This window comes from Burkholderia sp. JP2-270 (assembly GCF_003233675.1).
In the GTDB taxonomy this organism is placed as follows: Bacteria; Pseudomonadota; Gammaproteobacteria; order Burkholderiales; family Burkholderiaceae; genus Burkholderia; species Burkholderia pyrrocinia_C.
Map to the genome: position 1 here is coordinate 2,523,032 of NZ_CP029825.1, position 23,321 is coordinate 2,546,352.

Here is a 23,321-nt window from a genome sequence, read left to right on the forward strand (position 1 = left end):
GCATCGCTTACAGGCAGGATCACCATGACGACCACCTTTCCCCACCTGCTCGCGCCGCTCGATCTCGGCTTCACGACGCTGAAGAACCGCGTGCTGATGGGCTCGATGCACACGGGCCTCGAGGACAGCCGCAAGACGCTGCCGCGGCTCGCCGAATATTTCGCCGAACGCGCGCGCGGCGGCGTGGGCCTGATCGTGACGGGCGGCTTCGCGCCGAACGTGGCCGGCTGGACCAAGCCGTTCGGCGGCACGCTGATGACGTCGGCCGCCGCGCGGCGGCATCGCGAGATCACCGGCGCCGTGCATGCGGAGGACGGCAAGATCGCGCTGCAGATCCTGCATACGGGCCGCTACGGCTATCACCCGTTCGCGGTCGCGCCGTCGAAGATCAAGTCGCCGATTTCACCGTTCGCGCCGCACGAACTGAGCGCGGGCGGCGTCGAGCGGCAGATTCGCGCGTTCGTCCGCTGCGCGAAGCTCGCGCGCGAAGCCGGCTATGACGGCGTCGAGATCATGGGCTCCGAGGGCTACCTGATCAACCAGTTCATCTCGATGCACACGAACAAGCGCACCGACCAGTGGGGTGGTTCGTACGAGAACCGCATCCGCTTGCCGATCGAGATCATCGAGCGCACGCGCGAAGCGGTCGGCCGCGATTTCATCCTGATCTACCGGCTGTCGATGCTCGACCTGATTCCCGACGGCAGCGACTGGAGCGAAACCGTGCAGCTCGCGAAGGCCGTCGAGCGTGCGGGGGCGACGATCATCAACACGGGGATCGGCTGGCACGAGGCGCGTGTGCCGACCATCGCGACGTCGGTGCCGCGCGGCGCGTTCGCGTGGGTGACGAAGAAAATGAAGGGCGAGGTCGGCATTCCGCTCGTGACGACCAACCGGATCAACCGGCCGGAAGTGGCCGAGCAGATTCTCGCGGATGGCTGCGCGGACATGGTGTCGATGGCGCGCCCGCTGCTCGCGGATGCCGAGTTCGTCGTCAAGGCCGCGCAGGGCCGCGCCGACGAGATCAACACCTGCATCGGCTGCAACCAGGCGTGCCTCGACCACGCGTTCAAGAACAAGATCGCGTCGTGCCTGCTGAATCCGCGTGCGTGCCACGAGACGGAGCTGAAATACACGGCCGCGCAGCAGCCGAAGCGCATCGCGGTGGTCGGCGCGGGGCCGGCCGGGCTTGCGTGCTCGACCGTGCTCGCGCAGCGCGGCCATCAGGTCGACCTGTTCGACGGCGCAGCCGAGATCGGCGGCCAGTTCAACATGGCGAAGCGGGTTCCGGGCAAGGAAGAGTTTCATGAAGCGCTGCGCTACTTCGGCCGCCAGGTCGAGCTGACCGGCGTGAACCTGCACCTGAACCGCCGCGTCGACGCGAGCGACCTGATCGCGGGCGGTTACGACGAGATCGTGCTTGCGACCGGCGTCGCGCCGCGCGACCCGAAGATTCCGGGGCAGGATGGCCCGAACGTGCTCAGCTATATCGACGTGCTCGCCGGCAGGCAGCCGGTCGGCCGGCGGGTCGCGGTGGTCGGCGCGGGCGGGATCGGCTTCGATGTCGCCGAATATCTGGTGCAGGACGGCGAGTCGCCGGCGCTCGATCTGGAAGAATGGAAGGCCGAGTGGGGCGTGACCGACCCGGCCGCGACGCGCGGTGGCGTGACGCGTGCGCAGGTTGCGGCGCCCGCGCGTGAAGTGACGCTGCTGCAGCGCAAGGCCGCGCCGCTCGGCAAGGGGCTCGGCAAGACGACCGGCTGGATTCACCGCGCGACGCTGAAGATGAAGCAGGTGAAGATGATCGGCGGCGTGAACTACGAGCTGATCGATGCGCGCGGGCTGCACGTGTCGTACGGCGAGCAGCGCACCGATCACGAAGTAATCGAAGCCGACACGATCGTGCTCTGCACGGGGCAGGAGCCGCAGCGCGCATTGCTCGCGCCGCTGCAGGCGGCCGGGCGCTCGGTGCACCTGATCGGCGGCGCGGAACTGGCCGCCGAACTCGATGCAAAGCGCGCGATCGATCAGGGCGCGCGGCTCGCGGCGCGGCTCTGATTGCTCGATGGCGCGGCTGCGCGTGACCGCGATGGCATGCGCTGTCCCAGGATTCGGCGCTTGCGCCGGCGCGGCCTGACCGGAAGGCCGCGCCGGCCGCCGGGGTCATTCCATCTCGACGCGCTGTGCCTCTGTCTCTTCCGCCTCGAGCATCGCCTTGACGATCAGATAGACGGCAGGTAGATCGTCGTCGTCGCGCTTCCAGTCGACGGCTTCCTCGATGTCTGCCGCGACCATTCGGCTGTCGCGCAGCCGGATGAATGCATCGACGACGGTCGGATCGTTGCGGTTCAGGAAACCGGCGTTCGAGAACGCCAGCTCCTCGACATTCAACAGCGCCTGCCAGCTCATCGTGCGGACCGCGGCCGGATGGCTGCGGCGTCGCAGACCGAGCGCCCGCTGCGCGGGGGCGCCGACGACGCGTTGAAGATCGACGACCGCCTGCCGCGCGGCGCGCTCGAAGTGGATCGGGTTGAAACCGGGTTGCTCGGGATCGAATGCGGATGACTGGAACATGGTCGCCTCACAAAAATCCGTCCGTCGATGGGTGACGGAATTCGGGTCAAATGGTGCAAAAGCACTGTAAATATATACAGTGTTCGAGGCGGTTTCAAGTCCCGAATGAAGAATCTTGCAGCATGGCCGGGCGGCCCTGGCGAACGCGACCGAAACCGGCAATCGGGCGCCGTCCGGCACGCTGTTCCCCGCCGTGCCGAATCCGGCCGCCGTCGTTGGCTTATACCGATGCTGCAATCGTCTCCCGCAGCCACCGATGCGCCGGATCGCGATGCACGCGCTCGTGCCACAGCATCGACATTTCATAGCCGGGCACCTCGACCGGCGCTTCCACGACACGCAGCGCGGGCACGTCGCGCACCAGCCGCTCGGGCAGCATCGCGACGAGATCGGTGCTGGCGACGGCCGACATCACGAACAGGAAATGCGGCACGGACAGCACGACGCGCCGCGTGGCGCCAACTTTCGCGAGCGCTTCGTCCGTCACGCCGAAGAAGCCACCGCCGTCGGGCGACACGATCACGTGTTCGAGCGTGCCGAACTGCGCGAGCGTCGGGCGCCGCTTCAGCTTCGGATGCCCGGCGCGGCCGATGAGCACGTAGCGCTCGACGAACAGCGGCAGGCGCCGCATGCTGGCCGGCGAACCCTCGGTCGTATGGAAGGCCAGGTCGATGCCGTTTCGCTCGGCATCCTGCTCGATGCGCGGCGGCACGAGCTCGACGACGGCCAGCCGCGTACCGGGCGCGGCCGCCCGCAGCGTGTTCAGCGCGGGCAGCACGATCGTCGATTCGCCATAGTCGGTCGCGGCCGCGCGCCAGGTGTTCGTCGCGGTTGCCGGATCGAACGGCGTGGCCGGACTCACTGCACGTTCGACGGCTTCCAGCGCATCGCGCAACGGCTCGCGCAGTGCTTCCGCGCGCGCGGTCGGCCGCATCCCGCGCGGCCCCGGCAGCAGCAGCGGATCGCCGAACAGGTCGCGCAGTTTCTGCAACTGCACGCTGACCGACGGTTGCGACATGTTCAGCTTCTCGGCCGCGCGCGTGACGTTGTGCTCGGCGAGCAGCACGTCCAGCGTGACGAGCAGGTTCAGATCGATCCGCCTGAGATTGTTCATGGCTATACCTGGAATATCAGGAATTCATTTCAAATATACCTTCGGCGGCGGCATCCTGCAGTCATTCAATCAACGGAGTGACGAACATGAATGTGCTGATCGTGTATGCCCATCCCGAACCGCGTTCGCTGAACGGCGCGCTGCGCGACTTTGCCGTCGGGCATCTCGAAGCGGCCGGCCACAGCGTGCAGGTGACCGATCTGTATGCGATGAACTGGAAGGCGGCGTTCGACGCGAACGACGTGACCGATCGCGCGCCCGATGCGCGTTTCGATCCGTCGCTCGATTCGAAGCACGCGTTCGCGACCGGCACGCAAAGTGAAGACATTGCGCGCGAGCAAGACAAGCTGAAGTGGGCCGACGCGGTGATCCTGCAGTTTCCGCTGTGGTGGTTCTCGATACCGGCGATCATGAAGGGCTGGGTCGAGCGCGTATATGCGTTCGGCTTTGCCTACGGCGTCGGCGAGCATTCGGACACGCGCTGGGGAACCCGCTACGGCGAAGGTTCGCTTGCCGGCAAGCGGGCGATGGTGATCGTCACGGCAGGCGGGTGGGAATCGCACTACAGCCCGCGCGGCATCAACGGGCCGATCGACGACGTGCTGTTCCCGATCCAGCACGGTATTCTGTATTACCCGGGTTTCGACGTGCTGCCGCCGTTCGTGATCTACCGGACGGGAAGGATGAACGACGCGCGCTTCGAGGAAACGCGCGCGGCGCTCGGCAGGCGTCTCGACGATCTGTGGACCACGCAGCCGATTCCGTTCCGGCGGCAGAACGCCGGCGATTACGAGATTCCGGCGTTGACGCTGAAGGAGGACGTTGCGCCGGGGAAGGCGGGGTTTGCGGCGCATCTTGCGCACGGGCATTGATTGGGCGTGGTCATGACCGATCGATGCGCCGTTCGACGCGCAGGCGGCCCGGCGGCTCGAAGTAGGTGCCGAAACGCACGAGCCCGGCGTTCTTCAGGTGGCACGTCATCTCGAAGCTGACCAGGATGCCGGGGTCGCGGTTGTCGATGATCCCGACGTCGATCGATCGAATGCGCGGCTCGTACTTCAGCAGCGTCGCTTCCATCTGCTGCTTGAGCAAGTGTGCGGATGCCGGCAGTGCCTTGTAGATGTTCGTGAGATCGGGCAGCCCGTAGTCGGGCAGGTGCTTGAGCGCACCGGCCCGCGTATTGAGAATGCGGCGTACGTTCTGCTGCACGCTCAGGCATTCGAGCGTCCGGTCGTCGTAAGCGCCGATCGGTTCGCCGCCGATCTGGCCGAGCAGCATGTCGTAGAGCGAGGGGCCGGCGGTCATCGGTCGTTCCATCGTGTCGTGCCGGTATCGCCGGCCGCCGGCGCGTCGACGAAGTCGATCGTCAACGATCCTTCGGTGGTGGCCGACAACATGATTTGCCGTGGCGTAGTGCCCGATGCCATCCGTCCAAGCAGTTCGCGCGACACGACCGGCAGCACGCGCTGGTTCAGGAACGCGTCGACGCTGCGTGCGCCGGATTCGCGCGACACGCAGTGCTGCGCGATCGATTCGATCAGGTCGTCCGCGCACGTCAGGGCCACTGCGTGTTGCCGATGGAGGCGTTCGGCGATCATGTCCAGCTTGATCCGCATGATCGATGCGAGCGCCGCCGCGCCGAGCGGCCGATAGACGAGTGTCTGAAAGCGCGCAAGCAGTGCGGGCTGGAAGTGAGCGACCAACTGGGGATGAACAGCTTCGCGCAGCGCTTCGTGCGTGATCGCCGGATCCTCGGCCGTTGCATCGTCGATTTGCGCGCTGCCGAGATTGGACGTCATCACGATCACGCAATTGCGGAAATCGATCTCGCGTCCCTCGCCGTCGCGCATCGTGCCGCGGTCGAACACCTGATAGAAAATGTCGAGCACGTCGCGATGCGCTTTCTCGACTTCGTCCAGCAGCACGACGCTGTACGGACGCTGACGCACGGCTTCGGTCAGGACCCCGCCGCGTCCGTAACCGACGTAGCCGGGCGGCGAGCCCTTGAGTTGCGATACCGTATGCGCTTCCTGGTACTCGGACAGGTTGATCGTCGTCAGCGCGGCTTCGCCGCCGAACAGCAGGTCGGCGAGTGCCAGCGCGGTTTCGGTCTTGCCGACGCCGGACGGCCCGGTGAGCAGGAACACGCCGAGCGGTGCGTGCTCGTTCTTCAGGCCGGCCTTGGCGGTACGCAGGCTCTCCGCCAGCGCACCGATCGCATCGTCCTGTGCAACCACGCGCGCGGCGAGCGTCGCTTCGAGCGCGAGCAGGCTTCGCAGTTCATCGTCGACGAGATTGCCGACCGGCACACCCGTCCATTCCGCGACGACGCGTGCGATGGATTGCGCATCAACGTCGGCGGCGATCATCGGCGACTTGCCCTGAACGGTCGACAGCGCATCGATGGCATTGGAAATGGCCGCCGGATCGGGCGCGGGGCCGGCTGCGCAGCGAAGGGCGCGCAAGATGTCGACGAGTTCGCGTTCTCGCGCGTACTGGCCGAGCAGCATGTCGGCGGTGCCGCGCACGGCGTTGTGTTCCGTGTCGATCGTCGCGCGCCGCCCTGCGACGTCGCCTATCCCGGCGCGGGAATCCGCATCGAGCGCGGCACGTTCCAGTTCGAGTGCCGTCAGCGTCGCGCGTGCCTGCTGCAGCTCCACCGGCGGCACGTCGAGCGCCATGCGCACGCGCGCAGCCGCCGTGTCGATCAGGTCGACGGCCTTGTCCGGCAGTTGGCGCGCCGGAATGTAGCGGCGCGACAGCCGCACGGCCGCGACGATCGCGTCGTCGCGAATGTGGACGTCGTGATGCTTCGCATAGCGGCTTGCGAGCCCGCGCAGCATCAGGCAGGCCGTGTCGTCGTCGGGCTCGTCGACCTTGATGACCTGGAAGCGCCGTTCGAGCGCGGCATCGCGTTCGAAATATTCCTTGTACTCGGCCCACGTGGTTGCCGCGATCGTGCGTAACTCGCCGCGGGCGAGCGCCGGCTTGAGCAGGTTGGCCGCGTCGGCGCCGCCTACCGCGTTGCCCGCGCCGATCAGCGTATGCGCTTCGTCGATGAACAACAGGATGGGTGTCGCCGATGTCCTTACCTCGTCGATCACGTTCTTCAGCCGTTGCTCGAATTCCCCCTTCACGCCTGCGCCGGCCTGCAGCAAGCCGAGGTCGAGCGTCAGGATGCGCGTGTCGCGGATCGTTTCCGGAACGCTGCCTTCGATCACGCGCGACGCGAGTCCTTCGACCAACGCTGTCTTGCCGACGCCCGGCTCGCCGACCAGGATCGGGTTGTTCTTGCGGCGGCGCGTCAGCACGTCGATCATCTGCCGGATCTCCCGGTCGCGGCCGAAGACGGGATCGATCTCGCCACGGCGGGCCTTCTCGGTCAGGTCGAGCGCAAAGCGCGCGAGTGCGTTGTCGTCGGCGGCGCGAGACGGTGCGTGCCGGTCGTGACGATCGATGGAAGTTTCCGTTGCAACATTGCCGGGTTGATCGATGGTTGGCGACGTTTTCGGCTGCAACGTCATTTCATCGGACGCGTTCTCGGACGAACGTCGCCCGATCCGGGGCAGCACGCGTCGGATCTGCGCGCTTGAAACCGACAGCAGCGGCCACACACGTTGCGTGCGCAAGACGTGTGGCGCGTCGACGATCGCCTGTAGCAGATGACCCGAACGAATGGTGCCGTCGGAATCGTCCGACACCGCATGTGTCCACGCATCCTCGATCACCGTGGCGAGCTGCCGCGACAGCGCCGGCATGCCGCGCAACGTACGTGGCATGCGGTCGATCACGTCGATCAACGCATCCCACACCGCATCGATGTCGAGATCGTAGTGGCGCAGGATTGCCGGAATGTCGCCGTCGTCCGCTTCGATCAGTTTCAGCACCCAGTGCTCGACCGCGATTTCGTCCGCGAGCCGGGTCTGGCACAGGCTCGCGGCGGCTTCGAGCGCGCGCGTGCAATGGGGATTGAGGCGGCGAATGAGATGGGAGGCGTCCCGGAGAGGCGGCGTCATGTCGATAGCAGATCAGGAAGGAGGGCGTGCATTCGTCGATGCCCATGCGAACCGACGGGCATGACTGCGAACGGGCGACCGGCGCAGCGGAACCCGGCGCGCGGGCGTGCCGGATTCCGCCAGTCGGTCAACGCATCAGGAACGTTCGTTCCACGTGTCCTTGTGGATGATGTTGCCGTCCTTGTACGACCACGTGATCGTCTCGTAGCGCAGTTCGACGTCTTCGAGATGGTTGTGTTTCTCGTAGTCGGGGTTCTTGATGTCGAGCATCTTCGGCTTCACGGCGACGATCTTCACGTTGTCGAGCTTCGTGTTGAAGTACTCCTTCTCCTTGCCCGCGTCGTCGATCTTGTACCACTTGATCTCGACCGACTTCAGCGTCTGGCCGCTCGTCACGGCTTTGTACAGATAGGGTGTCGACGCGTCCGTCTCCTTCGTCAGCGTAATCGGTTTGTGCACGCGCGTGCCGGTGAGCTTGCCCGTATTGCCGTCGGTCGGAATGTGCACGCCGTGATCGAACGCGACCAGTTCGACGCTGCCTTCGCGATCCTGGACGGTTACCGAACCCTTGATGTCCGCGCCGCCGTCGTCCTTGAGCCACATATAGGCCGGAATTGCCATTTGTTCACTCCTTCTTCTTCGTACTGCGAATCGCCGGAACCGGATTCCGGCACTGACAAACCCGGGGCGGATGCCCCAGGAACCAAAACGCGTGCTACATCGCAGTGCGGATCGAAGCGGCCGGCGCCGGTATATCAGGCACCAGCGTGATTTCGACCCGGCGATTCCTCGCTCGTCCTTCGGGTGTCCCGTTGTCCGCTACCGGTCGCGTATCGCCGTAGCCCTGAATCGCGAATTGCGTTGTCGGCAAGCCCGATGCATCGACGAGCCAGTCGCGCACGGCGGTCGCGCGGTCGATCGACAGCTTCAGGTTGCGGTCGGGGCGGCCCTGGTCGTCCGCATAACCGGCCACAAGTACGCGCTTGCCGGGATGCGCGTTGATCAGTTCGAGCGCATCGACCATCGCGCGCGTGGTACCCGGCTTCAGCTGTGCTTTGCCGCTGTCGAACAGCGACATGCTGTCCAGCGTGACGACGGCGGGCGGCGGCGCGGGCGGTTCGTAGGAGGCGATCGCGTCGTTGAGCATCGGCAGCAGTTGAGCGCCGCGATACGTGCCGAACGACAGTCGGAGCGGAACGCCGATGCGGGCATACCGTTCGAGTTGGTCGCGGTCCGACGAAAGGGATTTGACCGCGTCGCGCTTTGCGGCGTCTTGCGCAGCGGGAAGACGGTTGTAGCGCTCGACGTGTTCGCCGATTCGGGTCATCAGCGTTTCGTTGTTTTTCGCGGCGCTGCAGATGGCGGCGGTGGCCGCGCAAGCAACGATCGCGACGACATGTGCGACTGCGGTGACGCGCGGTGATCGCTGCGACCGGTGCGGCATCGCGTCGATCAGCGGCTGCGGCAGCGGCCATGGGGACGGCGATGCAGGCAGCGCAGCCGGCGCGATACCGATGCACGACCGGACTTCACGTTCCCATGGCTTGCCGGGGCCCGTCGCGGGACCATGGTCGATCCAGCCGGCGCCGAACAACGGCCAGGGCGACGCGGGCTGGCGTCGGTCCGTCAGCGTGTCGAACACGGTGCGGCGAGTCCATCCGATCATCGGTCCGATCCCGGCGGCGCGTGCCGCGACTGCGTGGCTTCCGTCGGCATGGAGGGCATCGGATTCGGCTGCGTCGATCGCGGAGTCGAAACGGTGCATATCCGCGATCGGTGAGCCTGCCGATACGCCATACCACTGGGCCGCCGGCTCCACCGAAACGGCTGAATCGGCGAGTCGCTGATAGATCGCGACGTAGCCCGGCAGCGACGCACCAAGCATGCGCGACGTGTCTGCAACCGCCTGCCGGATGACGCGCAGCGTTTGCGACAACATATCATCGTTCGCATGAAGCCCCGGCGCGACCGACAACACGACGCAATCGGGGGCATGACCGTCCCGCCACTGGCGGACGGCGACGGCAAGACGGGGAAGATCCTGGGGGCGATCGGCGCGCAACCAGATGGCGCCGTCGCCGACGTGGACGAAACGCGACCGGGTTGCGTCGCGATCGAACAGGGCGGGCAGGCCGTCCCCGGTGACGAGGGCGAGCGGCATCCTGGTGCGCAGCGCGACGGGCAGGTCGGCGGTTGCCGCGCCGAGTTGCGCAAGCATGTGCACGTTTCGTTCTCGGGCGTGCGTCATTCTGCGCGAATGCAACCAGACGATCAGCGCCGAAAGCGCGACGACGATCGCAATCAATCCCCACATGACGCCGCGGTCGACAGGCAAAACCCATCCGATGACGGCAAGCGCCAGTGCGGCCGATATCATCACGACCGTGCGCAGCGGGTAGCCGAGGCCCGACAGGGCCGCGCGGGCGGCATCGGAGTAGGCGCGTGTTGCCGCCGGCGGGAGGGCGGTATCGGAAGTCACGGCCGCTTCGCTTTCTGGACGAGTTGTGCCAGTTCCGCGTCGAGGATGCGATCCCACGCGAACCACACGCATATCGCGATCACGCATGCCAATCCCGCCATCGCCCACGGCGACAGGCGTCTGAACCGGTCGATCAGCCGCGTGTTCGAGCGGTCGGTGACGAACCCCGGCTGCGAGGCCGGTCGTAACCGATCGATCTGTGCGACCAGCGCAGCGATCACGGCCTGACGCTTCGCTTCGCCGTCGTGGGCTTCCGCCGACAGGCCCGAGCGAGCAGCGTAACGGCCGCGGAAACCAAGGCCGAGCACGGCCGCATAGCATTCGAGCAGGTCGACGTTCGGCGCGGGTTCTCGCATCCGGTGCTCGAGGCGCTCGTAGATGCGGGTCCCCGCGTCGTGAGTGCCGAAGCGCTCGACCTGCAGCGGTCGCGACTCCCAGTTCCCCTTGTCCGACGCGGGAAGGTAACGCAATGCCGCTTCATCGATCAGCCCGCACTGGGCGAGGACGGCGTCGTCCCGGATATCGGCGGCGACTCCTTGCGCATCGAGTGCCGTCGCGAACTGTGCGATGAGTCGGACGCACTGTTGACGCAGGTTTTCTTGGCTGTCGACCTGCCCACCGTTCGACAGGTGAGTAACGAGCAGCGCGGTATCGCGCAGCAGCGCCCGCATCGAAGGCCGGGGCGAGCGGCCGGACGATGGCTCCCTCGCGAGTAGCGCGGATTCATGGTGAGTGGAGACGATGGCATTCATCTGCGCAGCACCGCATAGAGTTCGATCGACGCGTCCGGAATCGACGCGGGCAGGTAGATCTGGCAAGCACGCGCGGCGAGCATCCGCGCATGCGCGGCGTCATGTGCATCGAGCGCGAAATAGTGGTTGTCCAGCCGAACCGGAATGGCGCCGGGTACTCGCTGCACGGCCTTGAGCGGAATACCGGCCACTGCGGAATTGACGATGTGCTCGACATCGTCCGGCGCACCGATCTTGCACAGGCGGGAAAACTGTTCGGCGAGCTCGAATGCCGGCAGCGCGGCGCTGACGGACAGGTACCAGTCCGCCGCGTCTTCGACGATGCGCTCGTCACGGAACTGGCCGACCCAGGTTGTCGGCGTCGTGTGCGAAAGTCCGATCGACACGACGCGCGACGGGATGATCGCGTCGAGCAGATCGCGGATCAGCGATTCGAGCGTTGCGAAGACCTCATGTGCGGCGGCGTGATCGTAAGGCGGAATGTCGGTCAGCGACACGCGCGTCGAGAACGTGGTCAACGATCCTGCCAACTGGGCGAGCACCTGGTACAGGCGATCCGTGGGCTGCGCCGGATGCGACGCGAGGAAACGCAGTTGCGGCCATGCTTGATGAATGCAGTGCAGGAGCCAGAAGAGCTGGACGTCGGCGACGCCGTATTCGGCTACCTGTTCGATCCGTTCGCTGCGGCGCGCGCCGAGGAGCGCGCTTTTGGCGGCGAGGATATCCGCAAGGCGCCGGATGCGCTCGATATGCAGTGGATGACCCGACAGCGACAGGCAGGGCGGCACATATCCGCGATCGATCTGGAACTGGCCGCTCGTCGTGCGCGTCAGGCGGGCTATCGCGCATGCCGTATCGTCCGCGTGCGATTCGTAGCCGTACAGCAACCGGACCGCGTGGCGCTCGGCAGCGATTTCGGTTTCCGCCGTGCCGTTCAGGTCCGTCACCTTGACGAATTCGCGGTACGCGCGACGCGGGCGGGCCAGCGCCGTTTCGTCGAAACGGCAGTTGCTGCCGTTCGCATTGGGCAGCGCGAGTGCGGCGAGCACCTCGACGGACTGGGTATCGGCGGGAATTTCGCCGACGAGGTCGCGAGCGGGCGGCAGTGCGTCTGCGATGGTCGTGTCGACCGGCGTGCCATCCGGGAAGCGCAGTTGCAGCCGCGTGAGCTTCAGGCGGCCGGAGGCCAGAGCTTCTTCGTCGACGTCGACGTTCAGCGTTCCCCAAGGCGATACGGCAATGGCCGACGCCAGCTGTTGCAGCGCGAACCCGTTCCAGCGGTCCTGCTGCTGGAAATGCTGCTGCGTAAGAATCAGCCCTTCATGCCAGAGCGGCTTTTCGATCCGCATGGTTTGGTCTATATCGATTAGGAATTATGAGGCGCCGATTCTATACATCATTTCCTGATTTCGTATACCCCGTGATTTGGGATTCTTTAAAGAATGTGTCATTTATATTGAGATATGTGAGTGATTAATTTTGAGATTGTGTGGGTGAGCTTGTTTTGAAGGTTCGAGGATTTAGGGTGGGGGGGATTATCGAGATTGTTGTGATTTTTTTGTCTTGTGTTTTTGTATAAAAATCAGTTGCTTATGTGCATGATTTTGTTATTTGTGATTGGTTTGGTGTTTGAGGTGATCTCGGTGTGGCGAGGTGGTCGGCTGGATTCTGTATTCGGACTAATCTTGTTATTGAAATTCCGTGTGTGATTGGAGATAAATTTTTGATTTTTGTGGTTTACTTCGTGTGAAAGTGCGTGCTATTTTTTCTGCCTGAATCAGATGTCGTGCCGCGAATATCTGAATCAGTCGTCCGTCAATACGTGTTGCGGGGTTGAGAAAAGGTGACGTGAACGACGGTGCACCAGCGATTGCGGGTGCGCATCGCGGAGTCTTCAAGCTTCCTGAGATAAGGAGAACGAATTGGATAGCTTTCAGCGAGAGATCCCGAAGAGCCGGGTGTCGATCACCCTTGATCTGCATACGGGCGGGGCGCAAAAGAAGGTCGAGCTGCCGCTGAAGCTGCTGGTGGCCGGCGACTTCAGCGCCGGACGCGAGCAGGCGCCGCTGGCCGAGCGCAAGAAAGTGAACATCGACAAGAACAACTTCGATGCCGTGCTGGCCGACTACGCACCGGATCTCAAGATCGCTGCGGACAACACGCTGGCCGGCGACGGTTCGGAGTTGCCCCTCAACCTGTCGTTCCGGTCGATCAAGGATTTCGAGCCCGAGCAGGTGGCGCGCCAGATTCCCGAGCTTCAGGCGCTACTCGCGATGCGCAATCTGCTGCGCGACCTGAAATCGAACCTGCTCGACAACGGCACGTTCCGTCGCGAGTTCGAGAAGGTGCTGAAGGACGACCGCCTGTCCGCGAAGCTCCGTGGCGAACTCGCGCAGATCGCGACCGCCGCGACGCAGACGGAAGGGCATGCGTGAGCGACGCCGGGCAAAGCGCGCGTTCAGCGCATTCCGCAACATCGTAGCGATTCGATCGCAGACAGGACCCGAGATGAAATCCACTGAAACGCAGCAGACTGGCGCGACCGAGACCGTCGTGCTGGACGCCCCGCACGGGGATATCGACAGCGTCTATGCATCGCTGTGCAGCAAGATCAACCTGAAGCCCGTCAACGAAGCGCGCCCGCTCGAGGCGTTCCGCGACAACGACATGCTGTCCGAGGCGTCGGCCGACGAGCGGATCGCGCGCGGGATGGGCGCGTTCCTCGAGCTCGTCGCGAAGGCGAGCCAGCCGGTCGACCGGCTGGACAAGTCGCTGCTCGACTTCCATATCGGCCAGATCGACCGGCAGATCGGCCGCCAGCTCGACGCGGTGATGCATACGCCTGAATTCCAGGCGCTCGAAGCACGCTGGCGCGGCCTGAAGATGCTCGTGAGCCGTACCGATTTCCGCAAGAACGCGCGAATCGAGGTGCTGGACGTGTCGAAGGATGCGCTGCAGCGCGACTTCGAGGACACGCCCGAACTGATCCAGAGCGGCCTGTATCGCCTGACGTACATCGAGGAATACGACACGCCGGGCGGCCAGCCGATCAGCGCGATGATCAGCGACTTCGAGTTTGCGAACTCGCCGATGGATGTTGCGCTGCTGCGGAACATCTCGAAGGTGGCCGCCGCTGCGCACATGCCGTTCATCGGCTCGGTCGGGCCGGCGTTCTTCGGCAAGCAGTCGATGGAGGAAGTGGCGGCGATCCAGGACATCGGCAACTACTTCGATCGCGCCGAATACATCAAGTGGAAGAGCTTCCGCGATACCGACGACGCGCGCTACGTCGGCCTGACGATGCCGCGCGTGCTCGGCCGCCTGCCGTACGGCAAGGATACGGCGCCGGTGCGGGCGTTCAACTACGAGGAAGCGGTCAAGGGCCCCGATCACAACAAGTACCTGTGGATGAACGCGTCGTTCGCGTTCGCGGCGAACATGGTGCGCAGCTTCGTCAGCAACGGCTGGTGCGTGCAGATTCGCGGGCCGCAGGCGGGCGGCAAGGTCGAGGATCTGCCGGTCCACCTGTACGACCTCGGCACCGGCTATCAGCCGAAGATCCCGACCGAAGTGCTGATCCCGGAAACGCGCGAATTCGAGTTCGCGAATCTCGGCTTCATCCCGTTGTCGTTCTACAAGAACCACGACTTCGCGTGCTTCTTCTCCGCGAGCTCGGCGCAGAAGCCTGCGCTGTACGAGACCAAGGAAGCCACGGCGAACAGCCGCATCAACGCGCGGCTGCCGTACATCTTCCTGTTGTCCCGCATCGCGCACTACCTGAAGCTGATCCAGCGCGAAAACATCGGCACGACCAAGGATCGCCGTCTGCTCGAACTCGAACTGAACGGCTGGATCAAGGGGCTCGTGACCGAGATGAAGGATCCGGGCGACGAGCTGCAGGCGTCACACCCGCTGCGCGACGCGAAGGTGACCGTCGAGGATATCGACGACAACCCGGGTTTCTTCCGGATCAAGCTGTTCATCGTGCCGCACTTCCAGGTCGAAGGGATGGACATCGGGCTGTCGCTCGTGTCGCAGATGCCGAAGGCCAAGAACTGATCAGGCGTTAGTCGCGTGAGGCGCCCGGGGTGGCGAGAGTCGCTCCGGTGTGCCGCATGTTTGCGCAACCGAGGGACCCCATGTCGATGATTCTGCCTTCGCAGGCTTATGAATTGAAACTGGCGCCGCAACCGGCGCCGTTCTCGATCCTGACGTTCACCGGGCTGGACCGGATCAGCCAGCTGTACCGGTACGAGATCGAATTCACGAGCCCGGTCGCGGGCATTCCGATGGATCAGGTGCTGGGGCGACCGGCGAAATTCATCGTCGATCCGGTCGATCCGGACATGGGGTATCTGCAGAAGATGTTCGGGGAGAGCGCCGGGCAATTCAGCACGAAGCCGCCGGCATATACGGTGCACGGGATCATCACCCGGTTCGACGAGCTCGGGACGTCGGCTGACGAGACGCACTATCGGGTCGTGCTGGAGCCGACATTGGCCGATCTCGATCGCGGGGTGACCAGCCGGTTGTTTCAGAAGCAGTCGGTCGAAGAGATCGTGACCGATACGTTGCGGCATTACGGGTATCGTGCGGGCGTCGATTTTCAGTTCCAGTTGCGCGGGGAATACAAGCGTCGCGAATACGTGACGCAGTATCGCGAGACGACGTTTGCGTTCGTCCGGCGTATCTGCGCCGAGGCAGGGATATGGTTCCGTTGGGAACAGAAGAAGGATCGCGCGGTGGTCGTGTTCGGCGACGATCTGGATGCCTATGCGCGCAAGCAGCGTACGGTTCCCTATCGTCGTGATTCGGGGCTGGAGAGCGTCGGGGCCGATGCGATCAAGACGCTTGGGCGTGAAATGCAACGTGTGCCGGAAACGGTGCGATTGCATGATTACAACCATCGGCAGGCCGGGGTATCGCTGTTGGTCGAGGAAAACGTCGCGCGCGACGACAAGACGACGAACTCGGTCGATTATCGCTGGGGCGAGCATTACGAGACGCCGGAGGAAGGCAAGCGCGTGGCCCGGTTGCGGCATGAGGCTTATCTGGCCGGACAGATCATCTTCAAGGGAACGGGCAATCCGTTCTGGCTCGAAGCCGGCGAGGTGATGCGGGTCGCGCCGAATCCGGTCGATGCGAAGCACGGGATTTTCGTGACGTCGGTCGAGTCGCACGGCGGGCGCAGCGAGGCGTATTGGGTGGCGTTCGAGGGGATTCCGTCAGATCGCGTGTGGCGCACGCCGATGGTGTCTGTCTCGCGGCCGGTGGTCGACGGAATCTTGCCCGCGCGGATTGCGTCGCCGGGCAATTACAAGTATGCGTATCTGACCGAGCAGGGCTGGTACGTGATCAAGCTGCCGTTCGATCTCGATGAATGGAGCCCGGGCGGCACGAGCCGGCCGGTGCGGTTTGCGAAACCGTATAGCGGCGACAACTATGGGCATCACTTTCCGCTGATCGATGGCGCGGAAGTGGCTATTGTCCATACGGACGGCGATCCGAACCGGCCGGCGATCATCGGGGCGATGCACGACAGCGTGCATCCGGATCTGGTCAACAACCTGAACCATACGCGGAACCTGATTCGTACTGCTGCGCGGAATGAGTTGCGGATGGAGGATAAGGAGGGTGTAGAGCACATTCACCTGACTACACCGCATCAGGTCAGCGAGCTCAATCTTGGGCACATGGTCGACGAGAACCGAAAGGAGCGCGGCCAGGGAGCGGAGCTTCGCACGGATGGACACGCTGCGGTTCGAGGCGCAAAGGGTGTTCTGGTTACTGCTGAAGCTCAATCTGACGACAACAGCCAACAGCTTGCCATGCAGGGTGCGCAAGGATTGCTCGATCTGGCTTTGCAGCAGATGCGCTCGCTCGGTGACGCGGCGAGCGCAGCGCGGGCCGTGGCGGCAGACTACGAGCGTCAACGCACACTGCTCGACGGAACGCTCAAGGAACTGAAAAAATCCGGCGTTCTCGTGAGCGCGCCGGATGGCATGGGCCTTACCTCCGGGACCGATCTCCAGTTGACGGCGAACAACCACCTATTTGCAACTGCTGGTGGAAACGCCGATTTTGGCGTCATGAAGCGCTTCACGGTTGCTGCTGGCGAACTGGTCTCTCTTTTTGCGCAAAGGCTCGGGCTGAGGCTTTTCGCCGCCCGGGGAAAAGTCGAGATACAAGCGCAGAGCGATGAGATGCACGTGATGTCGGACAAGGACATGCGCATCACCAGTGCCAATGGCCGCGTCACGGTGGAAGCCAAGGAAGAACTGATCCTTAAATGCGGAGGTTCATACATTCGGATTGCCTCAACCGGTATCGAGGATGGCACCCGAGGTCACCGAACCATCAAATCCGCTGCCTTTGGCCGCCAGGGACCGAGTTCACTCGCCGAATCGATGAATACGTGGAAGCACGCGAAATTCGCCGATACCTACGTTGTCCGGAATCCTTCGACCGGAGAGCCGCTTGCCAATGCAAGCGCCGAGATCAAGCGGGACGATGGCAGTGTGCTCAAGGTGTTGACGGACGAGTTTGGCAAGACGCCACATCAGAAGAGTCTTTTCACTGAGCACGTTCGTATTCGCGTGCTGGACTGAACCCGCCAATTCCTGTTTCAGAACAACGTCATGACAGAAACCACTCCCGTTCTGCATCACAGCATGGTCGACGAGAACGGTAACCAGTACAGCGTGGCGACGCTGACCTCCACGGAGGATCAGCGCGAGAAGATCGTGCTCGCGAAGCCTTACGTCATTCCTGTCCTTTTCCTGCCCGGGATCATGGGCACCAACTTGCGGAAGAAAAAAGGCAAGGCCAGCGCCTGGCAGCCGCCCAATCTCGATTTACGTGGCGCGGCGGATCTGATCGCACAGTTGTTCATCTATCTCTTCAAGAATACCAACGAGCGTGCCGCCGATCTGGTGACTGATTCGGTCGAGATCGACCCCAGCGGGCCGATCGACGCCGGCGAGAGCGGTTTGCCGAAGAGCGTGCTGGTGGCCCGGGGCTGGGGCGCGTTGATGCGCTCAAGCTATCACCCGTTCATGGCAAAGCTTCAGCATCTGCTGAACGATTTGTCCCGGTATGACTTCCAACGTTGCGAGGCCGACCTCCGGAAATGGGCCGCCGAAGCCGGTCAGGACGCGCCCACGGAATGGGGCGCGAAAGAAGGGGATGCCCTCACGCGTGAAGAGATTTTGCACGCCGCCAACTATCAGTTCGACGTCTGGGCGGGCGGCTACAACTGGCTGCAAAGCAATCGGGATTCCGGCGCTGCCATCAAGGATTTGATCGAGAAAACCATCCTGCCGTTCTACAACGAAGGGAAAGGCGTCGTTGTCCCGGACACGCCTGACGGGAAAGGCGGGTCGTACTGCTATAACGAGCGCCCTGCGCCCAACCGGCCCATGGCGGAAAAGGTGATCGTCGTCACCCATTCGATGGGTGGGCTGGTCAGCCGTGCACTCACGGAACTACACCAATGCGACAAGGTGCTCGGCGTCTCGCACGGCGTGCAGCCTGCTACGGGGGCGCCCGCCACCTATAAGCGCATGCGGTCGGGTTTTGAGGGTGGGGAAAAACTCTTCCTCGGGCGCAACGCGGCAGATGTCGTAGCGATTCTCTCGCAAGCGCCGGGAGGGCTCGAACTGCTGCCGACGGCGGATTACAACGACGGTAAGCCGTGGCTCAAGGTGCGGGACAAGGGGAGTGGAAAAGAGATTCTCGCGCTGCCGCAGAACGGTGATCCTTACAACGAGATCTATTTCTCGCCTGAGTGGTATGGATTGGTGCCGGAGGGGAACCTGGGGTTGATGAATCCGGAGAGGCGGGCGGATCAGATTCAGCCAACAAATGGGGCGGTGGTTAATAAACGCAGTCCACGCGAAAAGCTAAACGAAACGATTTGTCGAGTCAGGGAGTTCCACCATGCAATCGAAAAGCGCTACCAGCGGCTCACCTATGCCCACTATGGTGCGCAAGGAAAGCGCGATACAGACAAGGATACTGGTGGCCTTCTTGGAACGGGGCTACTGGCTAGCAAGCACCGCTTCGCTTGGGGTGAGGTGTCATGGGAAGGGGGCGGCCTTGGAGATTTTGACTCCGCCAAAGTGGGCATAGCCAACGACGACGGGAACGGAAAGCTTGTGACTACTACAGGTGTCAAGTTGACCATCAGCGAACCAGATTGCCGCGGGGACGGCACAGTGCCAGTGTATTCCGGCGAAGCGCCAGCCAAGGCCGGCATTGCGATGAGCTTTGCCCATGGACAAGGAAACCCTGGTCAATGCAATGAGAATTTCGGCTACGACCATCAAGGCAGCTACGGCGACGAAAACGGCCGATCACTGTACGCCACAATGTACGCCATTATCAAGATCGCCCAGCAAGCCTGCTGGCATAAAAAGGGGGAAGCATGAAACAAGGCTGGACGACGCGCGCAATCGGACGCCACCTGGTCGATTTGCCCTCTGCGGCAACGACTGCCGAAAGTTATATCTTCAACGAGGATCGTATAGAGCCGCTGTCCGAAATCAAGACGCAGGTGAACTTCGATTACCTTGTTGCTCAACGGGAAAAAGAATTGCGCGCGACCAAACACGTTAAGCACGGCAGCTTGTTTGTTGAGCGGGCAATGCACTCGAATGGCTCAGTGACGCTGCTCTCGTGGAATCGTTCGACGGGGGATATCCTGTATCGCTTCGAAGCTTACTTCCGGGCAGGCTCCAAAAGCCTGAAATATTCCGGGGATGTTTCACCGAAACGCAAAGACGCGGTTCTGGCTAGCTTTGAAGTGATGGCTAAAGAATGGCGAGAAATCCCAACCCACGAGCTTCCGGAAGGTGTCGGCTTCGTAGTCGATGACGCCATATTGGTTGACAGAGATTTCAATTTTGAGAGTTGGGAGCTGAACATCCGCCTGCCCGACAAGCCCGATGTCTGGTTCCGACTTACCGCCTATGCGCAAGGCAAAGTAGAGCCCGGCCTGCGTGCCCGCGCGGGCGGCATTTTGCCAGCGCTGCTGGGCGCAGTGGCAGGTGTGGGCCAGTTACGCAACCGCGCACGACCTGTCGGCCCGATCGAAGCCGATGAGATTCTGGTGGCCGGTATGCAAGACGGTAAACGTACCTACGGCTTCAAATGGGAAGCGCCGGGCAAGGCGTACTCGCTGGCTGAGCCGAACCTGAACGCCTCGCTGCGCGTGGGCGAAAGCGCGTACTCCACCAACAAGGAATCATTCGCCAACGACGGCGAGGCGCTGGAGTTGTGGGATGCCGTGGTGGGTTCAATTCGCCTGCGCCCGGGGGCCGTATGAAGACGCTGTCCCGCCGCGAAATCCTAATGGCGCTCGTTGCAGCGCCGGTTGTCGCGTTGACACCTCGGATCGCATTTGGCGCGCAGCGCGCTATGACGGTAGGCGAAGCAATGCGGTACTTGGACGAGCATGTGTTCCCGTCGCCTTGCCAGAAACGGAATGAATTGCATTACTCCGCTGACCGCTGGTCCAGGAAGGAGTCGGCATGAAACAAGGCTGGAGAATTCGCGCAATCGGGCGGCATCTGGTGGATGTGCCTAATGAGGCGACCATTGTCGAGACGTATAAGTACAACGAGGTGAAGATTGAGCCTCTGCCGGAAATCAAGACACCAGAGAGCTTTAGCGACCTGATTTCTCGAAAAGAGAACGAGCTTCGTTCGACAAAGCACATTTCGCGCGGAAACATGTTTGTCGAGCGGGTGCCGCATGCCAACGGTTCGGTTACCTTGGTATCGTGGAGTAACCCTAACTCGAACTATGAATATTACAAATTCGATACTTACTTCCGGGCAGGCACGAAAAGCTTAATGTACTCCGGAAAGGTGTCGCCGGATCGCAAGTCCAGTGCGCTTGCCACCTGTCAAAACCTGTCCCGCGAATGGCGAGAGATACCGGCCGGCGAGTTGCCAGAAGGAGTTGGCTTTGTGGTCGACGACACCATCCTGGCGGCAAAGCGCTTCAACCTCGAAAGCTGGGAGATGGTTATCCAGCTACCCGACAGGCCCGATGCTTGGTTCCGGCTGACCGCCTATGCGCAACGCAAAGTAGAGCCCGGCTTGCGTGCCCGCGCGGGAGGTATTCTGCCAGCGCTGTTGGGGGCGGTGGTCGGTGTGGGTCAGCTGCGTAACCGAGCACGACCCGTCGGCCCGATCGAAGCCGACGAGATTCTGGTGGCCGGTACGCAAGACGGTAAACGTACCTACGGCTTCAAATGGGAAGCGCCGGGCAAGGCGTACTCGCTGGCTGAACCGAACCTGAACGCCTCGCTCCGCGTGGGCGAAGGCGCCTACCCCACCAACAAGGAATCGTTCGCCAACGACGGCGAGGCGCTCGAGTTGTGGGACGCCGTGGTGGATTCGATTCGCCTGCGCCCGGGGGCGGTATGAAGACGCTATCTCGACGAGAGGTTCTGATGACGCCTCTTGCCATGCCGATTACCACGATGCTGCCTCGCATCGCGTTGGGCACGCTGCACATGATAACGGTAAACGAGGCAATGCGTTACTTATGCGACGAGGTATTTCCGTCGCCGTGTCAGAAGCGGAACGAGTTGCGGGGTGCGGTCGATCGACGGAACGAACACGGCCGTCGGACGGTATTGCAATAGAAGATTGACGAGGCTAGTTTAACTGAGGACGACATTGATTTGATAGATGCAGTGTCTCGTAGACTCCAACCTCGTCCTAATGTTTTTAGGATTGCAAATGGCTGTTAACTTCGAAAATCTTCCACCGGAAGAACTGGAACCGAACGAGAAACCCTCTCGCTTTGTCTGGACCATCGTGTTTTTCGTCATCGTGCTTGCCGGAGTTTTTGCTGTCCTGCTTCTCTGGCCCAAAGATGAGCCGACGCAGTCCCTATGGTTCTGGATATGCGTCACGGTGTACCCGGTTGGCGTTGCCGCCTTCGTCGTGTTGCGGCGCTACAGCGTTTTCGAGGGCCGTCGGCTAGACGCAATTGCGTGGAACGAAGCTCGGGAAAAGTATGTGACTGGCGTGTTCGAACAGGCCAGCCAACCGCTTGTGCTGCTGGCAGCGGCGTACAGGTTTGAGAGTGACGCGAAAGATGATGCGTTCGACAGATTGCTGCGTGGCTCAATCAAACTCGAACCGCGAACCGTATCCAAACCCGATGTACCGCCTGTGAACGCTCGGTGGTTCGACCAGCCGGATGCAGACGACGAGGGGGAGCGATTCAAGAACGACGACCAACGACAGCGTTGCGTGCGCGAGTGGGTGTTCGACGCATTGATTTCCGATGTCGCTGAAGCCGTGCGGACGTTGCCGTCGGATTTGAAGTTTTCGATCCAGCTGATGTTGCCAGGCGTTGCGAACACGGACGAAGCTTTGGCCTCGTGGGACAAAAAATGGGCGAAGTCTAGTCTCCGGCCGCTTCAGGCGGAGGTCCTGCTTGAGCCGCCCGATTTGATGGCTTTAGATACCTGGCTCGACCGAATCAACCAGCAGCAGGATCAACAAGCACGCCTGCTCGTCTTCGTTCGCTTGAATCCCGTTCTTCAAGCGCTCCCGCCGGACGGCAGCGCGGAAACCGGTGTCGCGCTTCTGGTTGTGCCAGAAGCGGTGCTGCATAGGGTTGACGTCAAACCGATTGCCAGGGTGCATCGACCCAACGGGACGGATGACTGCCCGGTGGATGTAGCACTTGCGCGTGCGCTGCGATGGGGACGTGTGGAACCAGCTGCCGTCAGCCGTATGTGGCAAAGCGGCCTTGATTCGAACGCGGCAAACGAGACGACCGCTGCCGCGGTCAAGGCGGGCGTCGCCGCGAAGTCAGCCAACCTCGACTACATGGTCGGTCACGCAGGCGAAATCGCGTCCTGGCTCGGCCTGGCTTGCGCGGCCAAGGCGGTGGTTCAGGATGGCCTGCCCCAGCTTGTTGTAACGGCCTGCAAGACCGGGCCTTGCTTCTCTGTATTGCGGAATAGCGACGCGCGATGACGGTGGCAAGGGTATTTCTCGGCGGTGCGGCGCAATACAGAACTTATCCGTGAATTGGGGAGATCGGATTATGACCAGACGATACGACATTCTGAAAGGCGACAGGACAACATCGAGCGGCACCGTAATGGGTGGCGATTCGAACGACAGGATTGGAGATCGCGAGCAGGCCTACGAGCGCGACGAGATCTGGTGTCCCGCATGTCAGTCGACGGGACACATTGTGTGCGCCGGCCCTCGCTTCTCGATGAAAGGCCCTGATGGCAGGGAAGGTGCGCTGAGCGACGATCTGTGCGTATGCCAGTGCGATCCGCCGCCGCGCCTGCTTCCCTCCCAACACTCGTCCTATGTCGATGTTTGAGCGGAAGAGAGAACATCCCG

General features: G+C 62.7%; 18 protein-coding genes. 10 read left to right on the forward strand and 8 right to left on the reverse strand.

From position 1 onward, the window contains the following. The first annotated feature begins 24 nt into the window (after positions 1–24). Entirely contained in the window at positions 25–2,058 is a 2,034-nt protein-coding gene (locus tag DM992_RS29520; protein ID WP_111019754.1) for an NADPH-dependent 2,4-dienoyl-CoA reductase, read from the forward strand. Between the two features lie 105 nt (positions 2,059–2,163). On the opposite strand, the gene DM992_RS29525 is transcribed toward DM992_RS29520, so the two are convergent. Together DM992_RS29525 and DM992_RS29530 are read right to left on the reverse strand one after the other, a co-directional pair. Further along, on the reverse strand, positions 2,164–2,574 hold the full coding sequence (locus tag DM992_RS29525; protein ID WP_034185087.1) for a DUF2471 family protein: 411 nt from the start codon (positions 2,572–2,574) through the stop codon (positions 2,164–2,166). A 220-nt stretch (positions 2,575–2,794) separates the two neighbouring features. Beyond that, positions 2,795–3,688 (reverse strand): LysR family transcriptional regulator, encoded by an 894-nt coding sequence (locus DM992_RS29530; RefSeq protein ID WP_111019755.1) that lies wholly within the window; start codon positions 3,686–3,688, stop codon positions 2,795–2,797. A gap of 86 nt (positions 3,689–3,774) precedes the next feature. Here DM992_RS29530 and DM992_RS29535 point away from each other — a divergent pair, with 86 nt between their 5' ends. Next, positions 3,775–4,560, forward strand: coding sequence for an NAD(P)H-dependent oxidoreductase (locus DM992_RS29535; RefSeq protein ID WP_111020463.1), 786 nt, complete (start codon positions 3,775–3,777; stop codon positions 4,558–4,560). A 10-nt stretch (positions 4,561–4,570) separates the two neighbouring features. Here the strand turns inward: DM992_RS29535 and tssE are convergent, their stop codons facing one another. From tssE to tssK, 6 genes are all read right to left on the reverse strand, one after another. Continuing rightward, on the reverse strand, positions 4,571–4,993 hold the full coding sequence (gene tssE / locus DM992_RS29540) for a type VI secretion system baseplate subunit TssE (RefSeq protein ID WP_105393430.1): 423 nt from the start codon (positions 4,991–4,993) through the stop codon (positions 4,571–4,573). Continuing rightward, positions 4,990–7,704, reverse strand: a complete 2,715-nt coding sequence (tssH, locus tag DM992_RS29545) for a type VI secretion system ATPase TssH (protein ID WP_111019756.1) — start codon at positions 7,702–7,704, stop codon at positions 4,990–4,992. Before tssH ends, tssE begins: the two co-directional genes overlap by 4 nt. Positions 7,705–7,839: 135 nt before the next feature. Further along, entirely contained in the window at positions 7,840–8,325 is a 486-nt protein-coding gene (locus tag DM992_RS29550; RefSeq protein WP_006479553.1) for an Hcp family type VI secretion system effector, read from the reverse strand. Positions 8,326–8,419: 94 nt separating this feature from the next. Beyond that, entirely contained in the window at positions 8,420–10,081 is a 1,662-nt protein-coding gene (locus DM992_RS29555; protein ID WP_239511449.1) for an OmpA family protein, read from the reverse strand. Positions 10,082–10,179: 98 nt separating this feature from the next. After that, positions 10,180–10,854, reverse strand: coding sequence for a DotU family type IV/VI secretion system protein (locus DM992_RS29560; protein WP_111019758.1), 675 nt, complete (start codon positions 10,852–10,854; stop codon positions 10,180–10,182). A gap of 77 nt (positions 10,855–10,931) precedes the next feature. Continuing rightward, positions 10,932–12,284: a type VI secretion system baseplate subunit TssK gene (gene tssK / locus DM992_RS29565; protein WP_111019759.1), complete on the reverse strand. Its 1,353-nt coding sequence runs from the start codon at positions 12,282–12,284 to the stop codon at positions 10,932–10,934. A 573-nt stretch (positions 12,285–12,857) separates the two neighbouring features. Between tssK and tssB the strand changes: the two genes are divergently transcribed. The 8 genes from tssB (at position 12,858) to DM992_RS29615 (ending at position 23,301) form a co-directional block, all read left to right on the forward strand. After that, entirely contained in the window at positions 12,858–13,370 is a 513-nt protein-coding gene (gene tssB / locus DM992_RS29570) for a type VI secretion system contractile sheath small subunit (RefSeq protein WP_111019760.1), read from the forward strand. Between the two features lie 73 nt (positions 13,371–13,443). Next, the gene (tssC, locus tag DM992_RS29575) at positions 13,444–14,994 is read left to right on the forward strand and encodes a type VI secretion system contractile sheath large subunit (protein WP_111019761.1); all 1,551 of its coding nucleotides are present in this window, start codon (positions 13,444–13,446) and stop codon (positions 14,992–14,994) included. Between the two features lie 80 nt (positions 14,995–15,074). Further along, positions 15,075–17,543, forward strand: a complete 2,469-nt coding sequence (vgrG, locus tag DM992_RS29580; RefSeq protein ID WP_111019762.1) for a type VI secretion system Vgr family protein — start codon at positions 15,075–15,077, stop codon at positions 17,541–17,543. Positions 17,544–17,573: 30 nt separating this feature from the next. Then, a complete protein-coding gene (locus DM992_RS29585) occupies positions 17,574–19,364 on the forward strand; it encodes a hypothetical protein (protein ID WP_111019763.1) in 1,791 nt (596 codons plus the stop codon). Continuing rightward, positions 19,361–20,260: a T6SS immunity protein Tli4 family protein gene (locus DM992_RS41905; RefSeq protein WP_162631760.1), complete on the forward strand. Its 900-nt coding sequence runs from the start codon at positions 19,361–19,363 to the stop codon at positions 20,258–20,260. The genes DM992_RS29585 and DM992_RS41905 overlap by 4 nt, the downstream gene beginning before the upstream one ends. 205 nt (positions 20,261–20,465) lie before the next feature. Next, entirely contained in the window at positions 20,466–21,368 is a 903-nt protein-coding gene (locus DM992_RS41910; RefSeq protein ID WP_162631761.1) for a T6SS immunity protein Tli4 family protein, read from the forward strand. A gap of 318 nt (positions 21,369–21,686) precedes the next feature. Then, positions 21,687–22,940: a hypothetical protein gene (locus tag DM992_RS29610; RefSeq protein WP_162631762.1), complete on the forward strand. Its 1,254-nt coding sequence runs from the start codon at positions 21,687–21,689 to the stop codon at positions 22,938–22,940. A 70-nt stretch (positions 22,941–23,010) separates the two neighbouring features. Next, complete coding sequence (locus DM992_RS29615; protein ID WP_111019767.1) at positions 23,011–23,301, forward strand: PAAR domain-containing protein; 291 nt, start codon at positions 23,011–23,013, stop codon at positions 23,299–23,301. The last annotated feature ends 20 nt before the right edge of the window (positions 23,302–23,321 follow it).